16 protein-coding genes are annotated in these 14315 nt (G+C 74.6%); 6 read left to right on the top strand and 10 right to left on the bottom strand.

Annotated features, from left to right (window positions below):
* The first annotated feature begins 142 nt into the window (after positions 1-142).
* Positions 143-1546 carry a globin domain-containing protein gene (locus tag ACIQF6_RS09250; protein ID WP_400891998.1) on the top strand — a complete coding sequence of 468 codons (1404 nt, stop codon included), beginning with the start codon at positions 143-145 and terminating at the stop codon, positions 1544-1546.
* Positions 1547-1558: 12 nt separating this feature from the next.
* Here the strand turns inward: ACIQF6_RS09250 and ACIQF6_RS09255 are convergent, their stop codons facing one another.
* Positions 1559-2089, bottom strand: coding sequence for an NUDIX domain-containing protein (locus ACIQF6_RS09255; RefSeq protein ID WP_400892001.1), 531 nt, complete (start codon positions 2087-2089; stop codon positions 1559-1561).
* Positions 2090-2452: 363 nt separating this feature from the next.
* On the opposite strand from ACIQF6_RS09255, the gene ACIQF6_RS09260 reads away from it, so the two are divergent.
* Both ACIQF6_RS09260 and ACIQF6_RS09265 read left to right on the top strand, forming a co-directional pair.
* On the top strand, positions 2453-3241 hold the full coding sequence (locus ACIQF6_RS09260) for an IclR family transcriptional regulator (RefSeq protein ID WP_400892003.1): 789 nt from the start codon (positions 2453-2455) through the stop codon (positions 3239-3241).
* A gap of 206 nt (positions 3242-3447) precedes the next feature.
* Entirely contained in the window at positions 3448-3852 is a 405-nt protein-coding gene (locus ACIQF6_RS09265; RefSeq protein WP_400892005.1) for an SsgA family sporulation/cell division regulator, read from the top strand.
* A 163-nt stretch (positions 3853-4015) separates the two neighbouring features.
* On the opposite strand, the gene ACIQF6_RS09270 is transcribed toward ACIQF6_RS09265, so the two are convergent.
* Positions 4016-4393, bottom strand: coding sequence for a phage holin family protein (locus ACIQF6_RS09270; RefSeq protein ID WP_400892008.1), 378 nt, complete (start codon positions 4391-4393; stop codon positions 4016-4018).
* A gap of 108 nt (positions 4394-4501) precedes the next feature.
* On the opposite strand from ACIQF6_RS09270, the gene ACIQF6_RS09275 reads away from it, so the two are divergent.
* From ACIQF6_RS09275 to ACIQF6_RS09285, 3 genes are all read left to right on the top strand, one after another.
* Positions 4502-4819, top strand: coding sequence for a cupin domain-containing protein (locus ACIQF6_RS09275; protein WP_073807032.1), 318 nt, complete (start codon positions 4502-4504; stop codon positions 4817-4819).
* Between the two features lie 46 nt (positions 4820-4865).
* Positions 4866-5528 carry a thiaminase II gene (gene tenA / locus ACIQF6_RS09280; protein ID WP_400892011.1) on the top strand — a complete coding sequence of 221 codons (663 nt, stop codon included), beginning with the start codon at positions 4866-4868 and terminating at the stop codon, positions 5526-5528.
* Between the two features lie 173 nt (positions 5529-5701).
* Positions 5702-5902: a hypothetical protein gene (locus ACIQF6_RS09285; protein ID WP_400892014.1), complete on the top strand. Its 201-nt coding sequence runs from the start codon at positions 5702-5704 to the stop codon at positions 5900-5902.
* Here ACIQF6_RS09285 and ACIQF6_RS09290 read toward each other — a convergent pair.
* The 8 genes from ACIQF6_RS09290 to ACIQF6_RS09325 all read right to left on the bottom strand — a co-directional run bounded on the left by ACIQF6_RS09290 (position 5899) and on the right by ACIQF6_RS09325 (position 14312).
* The gene (locus ACIQF6_RS09290; protein WP_400892017.1) at positions 5899-6804 is read right to left on the bottom strand and encodes an NAD-dependent epimerase/dehydratase family protein; all 906 of its coding nucleotides are present in this window, start codon (positions 6802-6804) and stop codon (positions 5899-5901) included. The genes ACIQF6_RS09285 and ACIQF6_RS09290 overlap by 4 nt on opposite strands.
* Positions 6805-6918: 114 nt before the next feature.
* Positions 6919-7974, bottom strand: a complete 1056-nt coding sequence (locus ACIQF6_RS09295; protein WP_400892020.1) for a cytochrome P450 — start codon at positions 7972-7974, stop codon at positions 6919-6921.
* 139 nt (positions 7975-8113) lie between these two features.
* Complete coding sequence (locus ACIQF6_RS09300; protein WP_400892022.1) at positions 8114-9589, bottom strand: class I adenylate-forming enzyme family protein; 1476 nt, start codon at positions 9587-9589, stop codon at positions 8114-8116.
* A 23-nt stretch (positions 9590-9612) separates the two neighbouring features.
* Entirely contained in the window at positions 9613-10353 is a 741-nt protein-coding gene (locus ACIQF6_RS09305; protein ID WP_400892024.1) for a glycosyltransferase family A protein, read from the bottom strand.
* Entirely contained in the window at positions 10350-11357 is a 1008-nt protein-coding gene (locus tag ACIQF6_RS09310; RefSeq protein ID WP_400892027.1) for a 3-oxoacyl-ACP synthase III family protein, read from the bottom strand. Before ACIQF6_RS09310 ends, ACIQF6_RS09305 begins: the two co-directional genes overlap by 4 nt.
* 146 nt (positions 11358-11503) lie before the next feature.
* Positions 11504-12988, bottom strand: a complete 1485-nt coding sequence (locus ACIQF6_RS09315; protein ID WP_400892030.1) for a flotillin family protein — start codon at positions 12986-12988, stop codon at positions 11504-11506.
* A gap of 186 nt (positions 12989-13174) precedes the next feature.
* Complete coding sequence (locus ACIQF6_RS09320) at positions 13175-13375, bottom strand: hypothetical protein (protein ID WP_400892033.1); 201 nt, start codon at positions 13373-13375, stop codon at positions 13175-13177.
* An 85-nt stretch (positions 13376-13460) separates the two neighbouring features.
* On the bottom strand, positions 13461-14312 hold the full coding sequence (locus tag ACIQF6_RS09325) for a hypothetical protein (RefSeq protein WP_400892036.1): 852 nt from the start codon (positions 14310-14312) through the stop codon (positions 13461-13463).
* Between the last annotated feature and the right edge of the window lie 3 nt (positions 14313-14315).

Raw genomic sequence — 14315 nt, forward strand, 5'->3', positions numbered from 1 at the left:
ACGGGCCCCGGGCGGGGGAAGGGTAGCGGGTGGAGGGGCCGGATGTCCGGAATTTGCCGGATTCGGCCGATCTGCTGTGCCGTCGGTGGCACTGTGCTGACGGCGTCAGCAGATCGGTTCGACCGGAAGCGGAACGATTCCCTTGGCTACTCGTCAGCTCGCACTCGACAGCAGGCCGCTCACCCCCGTGCCGGCCTTTCCGGCGAAGCCCACCCGGCCGCCGGCGGTGCCCGCGCCGCCCGCCCCGGTACCGCCCGCGCCCGCGGCGGTCGAGTCGCTGTTCAGGCCGGCCCGGACGCCCAACTGGGTGGGCCCGGGCGACCGTTGGGCCCGGGCCTGGGGCGTGCCCGCGGCCTGGCCGCAGCCGGCCGCGCCGCAGGCGATCGGCCCGGAGCCGGCCGGCCCGGCGCTGCCGCCGACCCCGGAGGAGGTGGCGACGATCCGGGCCGTGCTGGCGGCGGTGCGGCCGGTCGCGGACCGGATGATGGCGCACTTCCACGCGCTGATGTTCCTGCGCCACCCGGAACTGCGGGCGATGTTCCCGGCCGCCATGGACGAGCAGCGCGAGCTGCTGTTCCGGGCGCTGGAGCAGTGCGTGCGGCACGCCGACGACCCGGCGGCGCTGCGTGCCTTCCTGGTCCCGCTGGGCGGCGGGCACCGCAAGTACGGGGCGCTGCCCGGGCATTACGTCTCGGCCGCGGAGTGCCTGGTGCAGGCGCTGGCCCGGTACGGCGGCGCGGAGTGGGACGAGCGGGCCGAGGCGGCCTGCCGGCGGCTGCTGGCGCTGGTGTCGCGGCTGCTGGTCGAGGGCCTGGAGCAGGCGCGTTCCGCCCCGGCGTGGTGGCAGGCCGAGGTGGTGGCGCTCCGGCCGGCGGCGCAGGACGTGGCGGTGCTGACGCTCCGTCCGGACCAGGCGTACCCGTTCCGCGCCGGGCAGTACGCGGCGGTGGAGACGCCGTGGTGGCCGCGGGTGTGGCGGCCCTACTCGTTCGGGTCGGCGCCGCGGGCGGACGGGCTGCTGACGCTGCACGTGAAGGCGGTGCCGGCGGGCTGGGTGAGCAACGCGCTGGTGCACCGGGCGCGGCCGGGCGACGTGCTGCGGCTGGGCCCGGCGGAAGGCGGCATGACGGTGGACCACGCGGCGGGCGAGAACCTGCTCTGCCTGGGCGGCGGCACCGGCATCGGGCCGATCGCCGCGCTGGTGGAGGAGGTCGCCGCGCACGGTCCGGCGGGCCGCCGGGTGGAGGTGTTCTACGGGGCGCGCCGGGCCGCCGACCTGTACCGGCTCGCCGAGCTGCGGCAACTCGCCGAGCAGCACCGCTGGTTGACGGTCCGACCGGTGCTGTCGGAGGAGGGCGGCGGCTCGGACGGGGTGCTGTCCGGGGAGCTGCCGGAGGTGGCGGCCCGGTACGCCCCGTGGCACGGGTACACGGCGTACCTGAGCGGCCCGGCGGCGATGGTGCGCGCGGGGGCGGCGGCGCTGCGGCGCTGCGGGGTGCCGAACGGGGCCGTCCGGCACGACCCGGTGGGGGAGGCGGTGGCCTGAGACCCGCCCGGGTCAGCGGCCGAGGTCGTCGGCGAGCAGGGCGCGGATGCCCTCGATGTTGGCGGCGAGGTAGGCGCGGAGGCTGGGAGGGACCACGTTGACCGAGGTGACGCCTTCGCGGGTGAACGGCACCCGGACGATCGCGTACTCGCCGTTGGGGTGCTCCACCTCGGGGCCGTGGCGGCGGGCGGGGTCGGCGTCGGTGAGCCGGCAGACGAAGAAGTGCTGCACCTTGACGCCGTGCGGGTGGGCGGGCGTGCCGTCCTCGTGGTGGGAGTGCGCGACGGTGTCGACGAAGGCCGGCACCACGTCGGTGATCTTCCCGCCGAGCTCCTCGTCCACCTCGCGGTGCAGGGCGGCGACCACCGTCGGGTCGGTGGACTCGACGCCGCCGCCGGGGGTGATCCAGTACGGGTGCGGGGAGCCCGGGCGGACCCGGCGGATCAGCACCAGCGAGGCGGGGGAGTGCGGGGCGTCCGGATCGAACTCCAGCAGGATCGCGCGGGCGGTGCGCTTGACGACAGGGCGGACCGGACCCGACATGGCTGTTACCTCCGGGACGCGAGCGTTGTGCGGGAGTCTCCCGCGCGCCGGTGGCCGCGAAACTCGCCCGGCGGGCCGAATCGGAGGAATCCGTTCCGCCGTTCGGGTGCGGCGGCATGCCCGGGTGTTTTCGCGGGCGGCGATGGAGACACCGGCTGTGGATCTTGCATTTGCCCATCGGGGCGCGGGGCATGCCTGCGAGGTCGCGGCGTTACGCCTTCCGCACCTTCGAGTCGAAGGCGAATCGCCGAGTGTTGTCCCCGTAATGATTGCGGGGATCTCCGCCCTGTGCTGCAATGACCGACTGCCGGGCGGATTCGGAGCGGATGTCTCCGGATGCCCCTCAGCGCCCGGGGGATGGGGATGACCATGCACCGGACCGAGGAGCCCACCGCGCCGCCCACCGAAGGCATACGTGCGCCCACCCTGATCGGCTCCGTGCAACGAGCCCTGCGCCTGCTCGAAGCGGTCGGCTCCCACACGCACGGGGCCACCGCCAAACAGCTGGCCCGCTCCGCCGGACTCCCCCTCGGCACCACCTACCACCTGCTGCGCACCCTCACCCACGAGGGCTACCTGCGGCGCGACGACGGCCGGTTCTACTTCGGCGCCGCGGTGGACGGCATCCGCCGCGCCGGGACCCGCCAGTCCGTCCGCGCCGATCTGCTCGGACGGATGGCGCAGCTGCGCGACGAACTCGGCGCCGCCGTCTACCACGCGGTCTACCAGGACGGCGAGGTGCGGATGCTGGACGTGGTCGCCGGCCCCGCGCAGCCGTCGGTCGAGGAGTGGGCGGACTTCCGCAGCACCGCGCACGCGCACGCCGTCGGACTCTGTCTGCTGTCCCAACTCGGCTCCGAGGAGCGGCTCGACCACCTCTCCCGGCACCGGCCAACCGCCCTCACCCCGTCCACCAACGGCGACCTGCGGACGGTGCTGCGCCGGCTCGACGCCGTCCGGCCCACCATGCCGGTGCTGGAGCGGCAGGAGTACGCGCTCGGCACGGTCTGCGCCGCGGTGCCGATCACCGTCGGCTCGGTGGTCGCCACGGTGGCGATATCACTGCCCGTCGAACAGGGCGCCCGGCTCGGCCCGGCCGCGGCCCGGCTGCGCTCCCTGGTGGGCGCGATGTTCCCGGCGTTCGTCCGCTGAACCGCCGGTGCGGTCGTTCACCATTTGAAAAAGCACACCTTGTCCACATCGCCGTCAAACCTGGACGATGAGGTTCGAACGGGGAATCAGGGGACAAAGAACCGACAGCGAACCGATAGATGCCCGACCCCACCGCTCGACCCTCGGCGTACACGGGCGGGCAGAACGAGAGGTACTGGCGCATGCACAGCACGGTCCGAGCCCAGATGGCAATGCACCTGGTGGTGTCGAGCGAGCTCTCCTTCCGCATCGTGGTCGACCTGGACTACGACGGCGACGACCCGTTCGCCGTCCGTTTCACGTTCCGTCTGCCGGGAGACGAACCGGTCACCTGGGTCTTCGCGCGCGACCTGCTGGTCGACGGGCTCAGCCGGCCCAGCGGCGAGGGCGACGTCCACCTCCGGCCCCTCGGCGAGGACCTCGGCGAGGTCGACCTGCTGCTGCGCTCCCCCGACGGCGACGCCCGGATGCGGGCCGCCGCCGCGCCGCTGCTGGCCTTCCTCGCCCGCACCGACCTGGTGGTGCCGATGGGCCAGGAGGCCGCCGCCGGCGACCTCGACCAGGAGCTGGCCGACATCCTGTCCACCACCGGGCACGAGAACGCGGGCTGAACTCCGCGGCCGTCGCGAGGCGACCGGCCGTCAGACAGCTGCGGGGAGCTGTCCGGTGGCCGGTCGGCCGCGGAGGTCGGGCGTGGAGGCCGGGCTCAACGGGCGGGCCCGGTGGGCGAGACGTCTGCCGCAGAAGCCGTAGCGGCCCGGGGCCGCGGGGCGATCAGTCGTCGTCGCCGAAGGCCAGGTGCAGGCCCCATGCGACCACGCTGATGATCAGCGAGCCGAGCAGCGCGGGCCAGAAGCCCTCCACGTGGAAGTCCAGGTGGAGCCGGTCCGAGGCCCAGGAGGTCAGCCAGAGCATCAGGGCGTTGATCACGAAGGTGACCAGGCCCAGCGTGAGGATGAACAGCGGCAGCGAGAACAGCTTCACCAGCGGCTTGATGGCGAAGTTGACCACGCCGAAGACGAGCGCCACCGCGAGCACGGTGATCACCTTGTGCTGCCAGTCGCCCCCCGCCAGCGTGATCCCGTTGACGATCCAGGCGGCGATCCAGATCGCCACCGCGTTGATGAGCGTTTTGATCACGAAATTCTTCATGCTGCGGATGGTGACAGGCCGCCCGGCTGTGCGGAAGCTCCCCCGAACGGCGGTGTTGTGGAGTGCTGTTGAATTGGGGCTCGGACCGGGAAAAGGAGCCGTGCCCCGATGAAGCTGTTCCGGCTGGACGAACTCGACGCCGAACGCGCCGCCGGCGACGGCGCGTACCTGCGCTTCCTGAAGCAGCCGACGATGTCCGCCGGCCTGTACGCGCTCTCCCCCGGCGACACCGACCCGCAGACCCCGCACGCCCAGGACGAGATCTACCTGGTGGTCAGCGGCCGGGCCGAGCTGACCGTCGGCCGGGAGACCGCCACCGTCGCCCGGGGCAGCGTGGTGTTCGTCCCCGCCGGGACGGAGCACCGCTTCCACCACATCACCGAGGAACTGCGGGTACTGGTGGTGTTCTCCCCGCCGGAGGACTGACCGTGCCGCGCCGACCGCACACCCATCGACAGCACGGGAGCAGCCTGTGAAACTCACCGACGAACTGTGGGCGGCCATCGAGCCGATCTACGGCCGGATCCTCGACCACCCGTTCCTGGCCGGGCTGACCGACGGCACCCTGCCGCGCGCCGCGTTCCGCCACTTCGTCGTCCAGGACTCGCACTACCTGCGCGACTACGCCCGGGCGCTCGCGGTGTGCGCTGCCAAGGCCCCCGGCGAGGACGAGGTGCTGGCCTTCTCCAACGACGCGGTCGGCGCCATCGCCGCCGAGCAGGAGATGCACGCCGACTTCCTGCACGCCTTCGGCGAGGACGGCGCCGCGGCCGCCGCCGAACCCGTGCTGCCCACCACTCGCGCCTACACCAGCTACCTGCTGGCCACCGTCTACGGCGGCTCGTTCGCGGAGGCGCTCGGCGCGGTGCTGCCCTGCTACTGGATCTACGCCCGGGTCGGCGAGGAACTGCTGCGCCGCTCCTCCCCCGAGCCGCTCTACGCCAAGTGGATCGCCGCCTACGGCGGGGAGGAGTTCCAGGCCGTGGTGCGCCGCGTCCTGGACCTCACCGACCGGATCGGCGAGGAGCTGTCGGCGGCCGAACGTCGGCGTGTGGTCGAGCACTTCACCACCACCTCGCGGTACGAGTGGATGTTCTGGGACGCGGCCTGGCAGGGCGAGAGCTGGCCGGTGTGACCCGGCCCTGAGGGTTCTCCCGGGCGGGCTCAGGGGTGGATCTCCGGGTTCTCTCCGGGCTGCGAAACCTCGATTAGCCCGTCCGGGCGACCTACGATCGAAGTGTCGAGATCGAGGGAGCGGGAACGCAGCCGGAACCACCGGCACCGAGCCCGAGGGGAGAAGGTACGGACATGGCCGAGTTCTGGAAGTCGCTGCCCTCGTGGGTGCGCAACATCGTCGTTCCGATCATCCTGCTGGTGATCGCCTGGAAGGTGTTCTGGTCCATCGTCGGCGCAGTGCTGGGCGCGATCGGCTTCGCGGTCAACATCCTGGTGCTGGTCGGTATCGCCGCGGCCGTGGTGATCCTGATCAAGAAGGCGGCCAAGAACTAGCCCCCGCCGGGCAGCTGCCCGGCCAGGTGGGTGAGGTGGTGACCGAGGTCCCGGTCCGGGGTGAAGCCCTGGAGCCGGGACCTCGTGGTGTCCAGCACCACCGGACGGGCCAGCTGGTCCAGTGCGTACCTGGTCACGCCGTCCCGTCGGCCGATCGCCAACGCGGCCAGCCGGTAGGGGACATGGAGCAGCCGGGCGCGCACGCCGTGGGCGGCCAGCACCCGGCGCAGGGCGTCGTCCCGCCGGTACGGGCTGCGGTCGGCGATGTTGTACGCGCCGGGCGGCCAGTCGAGCGCCGCCAGGCAGGCCGCGGCCAGGTTCTCCACCGCCGTCAGGCTGAGCGGCACGTCCGGGCCGGGCAGCGCGAGCGTCCCGCCGCGCACCGAGGCCAGCGGCCTGGGCGCCAGGTGCGGATCGCCCGGCCCGTACACCGCGCGCGGGCGCAGCACCACGGCGCCCGCCGCGAGCGCGAGCCGGTCCGCCTCGGCCTTGGTCCGCCCGTACGCGTTCAGGTGGCCGCCGCCGGTCGGGTGCCGCTCGGTCACCGAGGACCGGTCCGGGCGCGGGTCGTAGACGCTGGCGCTGCTGACGAACACGAACGGGCGGCCGCCGGCCGCCGCGAGCAGCCGGGCCGTCGCCGTCACGTTGACGGCGTGCTGGACCCGCTCCTGCGGGGAGCCCGGCGGGTGGTCGCCGACGGCGGCCGCGCAGTGGACCACCGCGTCGACCTCGGACAGGTCCGGGACGCCGGCGGCGGTGGCGTCCCACGGCAGGTGGGCGCCGTGGCGGGCCGGGCGGCGGCCGAGCGCCAGCACACGGTGGCCCCGGGCGGTGGCGAGGGCGGCCAGGTGGCTGCCGCAGAAGCCGGTGGCACCGGTGAGGGCGAGAGTCAGCGGGGGCACGGGGCGGCTCCGAGGTGGTGGGAGGGCGTGAGGGCTGCGGGGCGGCGGAGGTGGGGTGTTGTTCTTCTGGCCGTCCTGTTCAGGCTGGTGTGGCGGGTCGCCGGGCCGACCGGGTCACTGGGGTTCAGGGCGGTGGCTGAGCAGGCAGCGGCGGTAGGAGGGGAGGGCGCTGCGGGGGTGTGCGGCGGTGTGTCGGACGTGGGGGTGGTGCGGGGCCAAGGTGGTGAGCAGGTCGGCGAGTTGGGCGCGGGCCAGGGCGGCGCCCGGGCAGGCGTGGCGGCCGAGGCCGAACGGGGCCTGCGCGGCGAGGGCGGGGTCGCCGGTGGGGGTGTCGCGGTGGGCCTCGGCGGCGTGCCGGGCGACCAGCAGCAGGCGGTCGCCCCGGCGGAGGCGGTGGCCGAGGACGGTGGCGTCGGCGGCGGCCGCCCGGGGCAGCACCGGGGACGCGGCGGTCAGCCGGAGCAGTTCGGCTGCCAGTGCCGGGGCGTCGGTGCGGGCCTGCTCCCACAGCCCGGCACGGGCGCACCACGCGGCGGCGCGGGGCAGTGCGGCGAGGGTGGTGTTGACGGCGGCGACCGCGAGCATCGCGTCCCGGGGGTCGGGCAGCAGGGCGGTCAGCTGCGCGGCGGCCCGGCGGGCCCGGCGTTCGGCCCCCGGCCGGGGCAGCAGCGCGGGCAGGTGGGTGCGGGCGGTGGTGGCGGCGGCGCGTTCGGCGGCGAGGGCCAGGGCGACCGGGTCGGCGGTGCTGCCGGTGAGGGCGGCGGCGGTGGCCCCGGCGAGGCGGCGGACGGCCGGGACCAGGTCGACCGGGCCGGCGGCCAGGTCGGACTCCAGCCGGTCGAGAACCTGTTGCCAGTGGGGGCGCAGCGCGGCCACTCCGTCGGATCCGAGCCGGACGGCCAACTCCCGGCGGGAGTCGCGGTGTTCGGCGCCGGTCTGGTCGAACAGCAGGCCGCCGCCGGTGAGTCGGGCCGCGGTGCCGCCGGTGGTGTGCTCGGCGGTCCGGTCCAGCGGCACCCGGGTGAGGATCTCCCGGTACGCCTCCGGGTGGTGGACCAGCACCGTCCGGCCCAGCCGCAGCACGGGGCGTCGGCGGGTGGCCGCGAGCAGGGCGAACAGCACGGGGTGGCTGCGCAGGTAGACCGTGCGGTCGGCGCTGCGGGCGGTCAATCGGTGCTCCAGGCTGGTGAGTCGGTGAGTCGGTGTGTTGTGGGGCGAGGAGGCGGACGATCGGTGCGGTCGGCGGCGCCGGCGTCCGCCTCGGTTCGCGATTCCGGGGCGGCCGGTCGTCCGGGCGGGTGCGGTCGCGTCAACAGGCTTGCCGCGTCGAGCCGTTGGCCAGCCGGGCGGCGCACTGGCGGGCGGCGGCCGTCCGGTCGGGTTTGCGGGAGCGGCCGGACAGCGGGACGGGGCCGAACAGCAGGGCGTCGGGGCGGGCGGATCCCATCCGGGCCAGGGGCTCGCGCAGGGCGGTGCGCAGGCGGTGCGGGTCGACCCCGGGGCGGGGCTGGACCAGCGCGACCAGGCGTTCGTCGCCGCCGGGGGCGGGGATGCCGACCAGGACGGCGAGTTCGACGTCCGGGAGGTGCAGGGAGGGCTCGTACAGGCCGGGGTAGATGTTCTCGGCGCGGCGCAGCACCATGTCCTTGAGCCGTCCGGCCAGCACGATCCGTCCGTCCGGGTCGAGGTGGGCGCGGTCGCCGGTGCGGACCCACGGGTCGGGCCGTTCGCCGAGGTAGCGGTCGCGGGCGGCGGGGGCGGCGAGCAGCAGTTCGCCGTCGTCGGTCAGCCGGGTGCGGACGTCCGGCAGGGGGTGGCCGAGCAGGTCGCCCGGTCCGCGGTGGGCGCTCTTGTCGCGCTCCTCGACGGCCGCGGCGGGGAAGAGTTCGGTGAGCGCGTACACGCCCCACGCCTCGGTGGCGCCCGCGTTCTTGGCGCGGCGCAGCAGGGCGGCGTCGGCGGGGGCGGAGCCGGTCCAGACCCGGCCGGTCAGGCGGGTGAGCGGCCGGAGCCGAGGGGGCGTCAGGTAGGTCTCGTCGGGGGCGAGTCGGTCGATCTGGCGTTGCAGGGTCGCGGTGCGGCGGGACGGCAGGGCGACGACGGCGCCCGCGGCGAGGGCGGGGATCAGTACGAAGGTGGTGTCGCCGAGCACGGTGCGGCCGGGGCGGGGGCGGACCAGGGCGTCCACGGCGCGCATTCCGGCGTCGAGCGAGGCCCGGGTGTGGACCACGGCGCGCGGGGCGGAGGTGGTGCCGGAGGTGAAGACGACGACGGCGTCGCCGTCCCCCTCGTACGGCGCCGGGGGCGGCCCCGGGTGGTCGCCGAGGGCGCGGGCGCAGCCCGGGTGGCGGGGGCCGACGGTGGCCACCGGGGCGAGGGTGTGCAGCGGCGGCAGTTCCAGTCGGGCCCGGCGGGCCAGTGGCCGGGCCCAGCCGGCGACGGCCTGCGCGGCGGCGTCGGCCAGGACGAGCGCCGGCGGGGCGAGTGCGAGCCGGGCCCGCAGCACGTCCGGTCCGGCGCCCGGGTCGAGGACGGCGACGCGCAGCCCGAGCCGGTGCGCGGCGAGCAGCACGGCCAGCGCCCGCGGCCCCGGCCGGACCGCGACTGCGACGGTGTCGCCCGGCCGCAGGCCGTGCCGGTGGTGCAGGGCGGCGGCCGACCGGTCGGCCAGGTCGGTCAGTTCGGCGCAGCGGGCGAGGACGCGCGGGGCGCCGCCGCGGGTGGTGCCGAGCAGGGCCGGGCGGGAGCCGGCGTCGCGCAGGGTGCGATCGAGCTGGTCGAGCACGGGAGCTCCTCGGGGCTGTGGTGTCAGCGGACGTCGACCGGGCGGTGGCCCGCGCCGCGGTTCAGGTACCAGCGGGCGGTGCCGCGCAGGCCGTAGGCGCGGATCCGGCGGGTGGAGTTCTGCACCACCATGTCGGGGCGGTGCACGATCGCGGTGCTGATCCGGCGGACCCGGTTGATGAAGGCGCGGTCGGTGGGGGAGGGGCGTCGGGGCATGCCGCCGGAGGCGAGGTAGAGGTCGGCGGTGATGGCCATGTTGTTGCCGGCGTGCATCCGGTACGGCGTCAGGTAGCCGTGCCGGCGGCGGTGCGCGGGGCGGATCCGGCCGAAGAGCGCGCCGAGCGCGACCAGGACGCGGAAGGCGGCGCGGCCCGCCGGGCCGTGTTCGTCGTGGCGGGCGGTGACCTTGCCGCAGACCAGGCCGCCGCCGGCGAGCATCCCGGCGCGGGCGGCGGCCGTCCAGCCCGGTTCGGGCAGGCAGTCGGCGTCGGTGCGGGCCAGCAGGGCGGCGCCGTGGTCGATGGCGTGCCGGAATCCGGTGTCCACGGCGCAGCCCACGCCCTTCTCCGGTTCGACCAGCAGCCGCACCGGGAACGGGGCCTGCTCGGCGAACGCCAGCACCTGCGCGCCGGTGCGGTCGGTGGAGCCGTTGTCGACCACCAGGAGGGTGAAGTCCCGGTCGTGCTGCGCGGCCAGGGCGCGCAGGGTGTCGCCGATCCTGGCTTCCTCCTGGTGGGCGGGGACGACCACCCAGAGCGCCGTCACGACTTCTCCCAGACCATCGTCATCAGGCTGACCCCGCCGCCGAGGCCGACCATCAGGACCTTCTCGCCCGGGTCCAACTCGTCGACCGTTCGGTCGAGTTGGATGCCGATGGTGGCGGAGGCCAGGTTGCCGAGCTCGGGCACGGTGACCACCAGCTTGTCGGCGGGCACCCCGGTCAGCTCGACGAACCGCTCCAGGTAGGGCAGCGTGACCTGGTGCACCAGCACCCGGGCGTAGGCGTCCCAGCCGAAGCCGGTGCGGGTCGCCACCCGGGTCAGGATGTCCGCGCCGATCTGCTCGAACACTCCGCGCAACTCCTTGCCGCCGCCGCGGAAGTAGCTCCACTCGTCGCCGCGCGGGTGCCGGGAGCCGCCGCCCGGGATGCCGCCGACCTCCCAGTGCTCGGACGCCGTCTGGGTCTCGATGTCGAGGATGCCGCCGCGCTCCACCTGCTCCACCACCACGGCCGCCCCGCCGTCGCCGAAGGTGTAGCCGGCGAAGCCGTCCCGGAACTCGGCCAGGCCGGACGGGTCGCGGCGCATCGCCCGGCTCGGCGTCTCCCCCGTCACCACCAGCGCCCGGCGGGCGCGCCCGGCCAGGATCATCGCGCGGGCGGCGTCGATGCCGTTCAGGAAGCTGTTGCAGGCGTTGGAGACGTCCAACGCGTGGGCGCGGGAGCCGAGTTCGGCCTGCACCAGGTGGGCGGTGGCGGGCTCGCAGACGTCCCGGGACGCGGACGCGAACAGCAGCAGGTCGACGTCCTCGGGCCCGATCCCGCGGGCGGCGAGCGCCCGGCGGGCCGCGCCGAGTGCCAGCGTGGACGGGTGCTCGTCGTCCTGGGCGAAGCGCCGGGTGCGGATGCCGGTCGCCTTCTCGAACATGCCGTCGGGCAGCGGGAGTCGGGCGCCGGCGGCCACCTCGTCCTGCAGCCGGCGGGAGGTGACGATCTGTCGGGGCAAATAGGAGCCGGTCGCGGTGATCCCGATGCGAGGCAGGAGCTTCATGGCTCGATGCTGGCGCGGTCCCGGCGCGGGGGCGTGAGTACGGGTACTCACCCGGGGCCGGGGTGTGCGGAGGGCGGACATGGGTCCGCCCGGGGAGGGGGATTCCCTCGCCCGGGCGGAGCGAACTGCGTGGAGCGGAGCGCGAACTACTCGGCGTCGGCCTGGATCGGGATGACCTGCGCCGGGGTGGCGGCGGCCTTGACGGGCTCCGCGTTCTCGGCGGCCGGGGACATCGCGGTCAGCAGCTGGCGGGCCAGGCCGAGGCCGGTGCCGCCCATGGTGAGCGCCTTGGCGAACATCTCGGACATGCCCTCGGCGCCGTTCAGCAGCACCATGTGCTCGACGTTGCCGAACGCGTCCGCGCCGGCCCGGACGATGGCCGGCCAGTTCTCGGCGAGCTGCTGGGCGACCACCGCCTCCTGGTTCTCGGCCAGCGCCGCGGCGCGGGCCTTGATGCCCTCGGCCTCGGCCAGGCCCTGCGCCCGGGTGGCCTCCGCCTCGGCGAGACCCTTCGCCTTGGCGGCCTCGGCCTCCGCGAGACCCTTGGCGGCCTCGGCGGCGGCCTGCGCCTCACCGGTGGCCCGGGTGGCCTCGGCCGCGGCCAGACCGCGGGCCCTGGTGGCCTCGGCCTCCGCGGCGGCGGCGACCTTGACCCGGTTCGCCTCGGCGGCGGTCTTCAGCTCGGTCTCCCGGGACAGCGCCTCGGCGGCGGAGATCCGGGCGTCGCGGTCGGCCTCGGCCTTGGTGCGGGTCTCGTACGCGCGGGCGTCGGCGGGCTTGCGGACGTCCGCCTGGAGCTGCTGCTCCTTGCGGTGCGCCTCCAGCTCGGCGACCTTGGTCTCCTGGACCACGACCTCCTGCCGGGCGGCGGCCTGCGCGAGCGGGCCGGCCTGCAGCGCCCGGGCCGCGGCGGTGTCCATCTCGGCCTGGTAACCGGCTTGCTGGATACCGGAGTTGCGGGTGGCCTCGGCCTTGCGGGCGAACGCCTCCTGCTCGGCCTCGGTGGCCCGGCGGTCCGCCTCGGCGGCGGCGATGCGGGCGTCGCGCTGGACGGCCGCGGCGTGCGGCGCGGCCAGGTTGGTGATGTAGCCGGTCGGGTCCAGGATCTCCTGGATCTGCAGCGAGTCGATGATCAGACCGAGCTTCTCCATCTCGATGCCCGAGGCGGAGCGGGTCTCACCGGTGAGCCGCTCGCGGTCGCGGATCATGTCCTCGACCGTCAGCCCGCCGACGATGGACCGCAGGTGGCCGGCGAACACGTTGTGCACCCGCTGGCCCATCATCTTCTGCTGGTCCAGGAAACGGCGGGCGGCGTTGGCGATGGACGCCGGGTCGTCGCCCACCTTGAAGATCACAACCCCCTTGACGTGCACGGGAATTCCCTGCGACGTCACACACTCCACGTCCAGCGCGGCCTCGTTCAGGTCCAGCGACAGCCGGCGGACCGCCTGGACACCGGGCACCACGAAGGTCCCCCGCCCGGTCACCACGCGGAAGCCGAGGCCCTCGCCGTGCTTGGAACCCGAGATCACCAGCGCCTCGTTCGGCTCGGCGACCCGCCACATCAGCTTGAACAGAACGATCAGAAAGACGACGCCTCCGACGGCGCTTCCTGCGATGCCGATCAGCATCGGCAATCTCCCCCTTCAGAGCACACCGGTCCCGTGCTGCGCTTGGGTTGTGCAGATCTGGCGCGGAAATCCGGTGGCAGCCGCATTCTCCGCCGTTCCGGATCACGAGGGAAGGGTTCGGCCGGGGGGAACTCGCACTGTCTCGAAACGGTCGCTCGGGGTGAGCGGAACCGCTCCGACAGGCGATCAGAGCGGTTCGACGTACACCGTGCGCGGTGGCTGATATTCGACCACGACCACCATCGCGCCCGGTTCCAACGCCTCGCCCGGGGTGGCCCGGTACGCCAGGAACGCCTCGGTGCCCAGCCGCTCCGGGATGTGCACCATCACCTCGCCGACCAGGCCCGCGCCGATCCGCCCCGTTACCCGCCCCATCAGTCCGATCACATGAGGATTCTCCACCTCGGGGGCGGTGGTGTGAACAGCGACGGCCCGCCCGGGAGCGCTCTCCCGGACGGGCCGTGACGGTCGATCAGCGGTGGCTGCCGCCCCGCCGGCGCAGCACGACCAGGATGCCGACGCCGACCACCAGGGCCGCGCCGCCGCCCAGCGCCAGCGGCAGGGCGCTGGTGCCGCCGCCGGTCTCGGCCAACTCCGGCTTCGGGGCGGCCTGCGCGGTGGTCCGGCTGGGCGTCGGGGTCGGGGTCGGGGTGGGCGTCGGGCTCGGGGACGGCGGCGTGATCACCGAGACGTGCCCGGCGCCTTCACCGCGGTACACGGTGCAGGTGCCGGCCGGGTTCTCCGGGCTCGCGCTCACCCAGGGGCTCGGCGTGCCCTCGATCCAGGTCTGCGAGTCGTTGTCGACGAAGCCGGAGTCCCCGGACCACCCGAACCGGTAGTCGCCCGGGCCCGCGCCGCTGCCGCCGCCCGGCGCGGCGATCCGCAGGCCGAGCTTGGCGGTGCTGTTCTTCGGGAGCGCGAACGTCGGAACGTCGAACTGCAGGGAGTGGCCGTCGGCCGCGGGAGTCCAGGCGCTGCGGTCGACGGGCTTCCAGGCGTTGCTGCCCGGCAGTTCGTACTGGACGTCGAACGGGCTGACGGCGTCGCCCGCGTCCGACTTCACGGTGAACCGGACGGCGTACCGCGGCACGTCCAGCTTGTCGGGGTTGGTGAACGAGATGGCGCTCTCCAGCGCCGGAGCACCCAGGACGATGGGCTGGGCGCCCTGGTCGTAACCGGGCCAGGAGGCGGTCACCTTGGTGACGTACTCGCCGGCGTCGCACGGCTTGACCGAGGCGGTGGCGGTGGTGGCGCCCAGCGCGAGCGGCGCCAGGAAGGAGGCGGTGAGGAAGGCCGAGGCGGCCAGCAGGCGAGACGTGCGCACGGT

The organism is Kitasatospora sp. NPDC092948 (genome assembly GCF_044754805.1).
Taxonomy (GTDB): Bacteria; Actinomycetota; Actinomycetes; order Streptomycetales; family Streptomycetaceae; genus Kitasatospora.

Bases quoted from the DNA above. Each gene is read 5' to 3' on its own strand.
- ACIQF6_RS09255 (WP_400892001.1), bottom strand. From the start codon at position 2,089: ATGTCGGGTCCGGTCCGCCCTGTCGTCAAGCGCACCGCCCGCGCGATC.
- ACIQF6_RS09260 (WP_400892003.1), top strand. From the start codon at position 2,453: ATGACCATGCACCGGACCGAGGAGCCCACCGCGCCGCCCACCGAAGGC.
- ACIQF6_RS09265 (WP_400892005.1), top strand. From the start codon at position 3,448: ATGGCAATGCACCTGGTGGTGTCGAGCGAGCTCTCCTTCCGCATCGTG.
- ACIQF6_RS09270 (WP_400892008.1), bottom strand. From the start codon at position 4,393: ATGAAGAATTTCGTGATCAAAACGCTCATCAACGCGGTGGCGATCTGG.
- ACIQF6_RS09275 (WP_073807032.1), top strand. From the start codon at position 4,502: ATGAAGCTGTTCCGGCTGGACGAACTCGACGCCGAACGCGCCGCCGGC.
- ACIQF6_RS09285 (WP_400892014.1), top strand. From the start codon at position 5,702: ATGGCCGAGTTCTGGAAGTCGCTGCCCTCGTGGGTGCGCAACATCGTC.
- ACIQF6_RS09310 (WP_400892027.1), bottom strand. From the start codon at position 11,357: ATGAAGCTCCTGCCTCGCATCGGGATCACCGCGACCGGCTCCTATTTG.
- ACIQF6_RS09315 (WP_400892030.1), bottom strand. From the start codon at position 12,988: ATGCTGATCGGCATCGCAGGAAGCGCCGTCGGAGGCGTCGTCTTTCTG.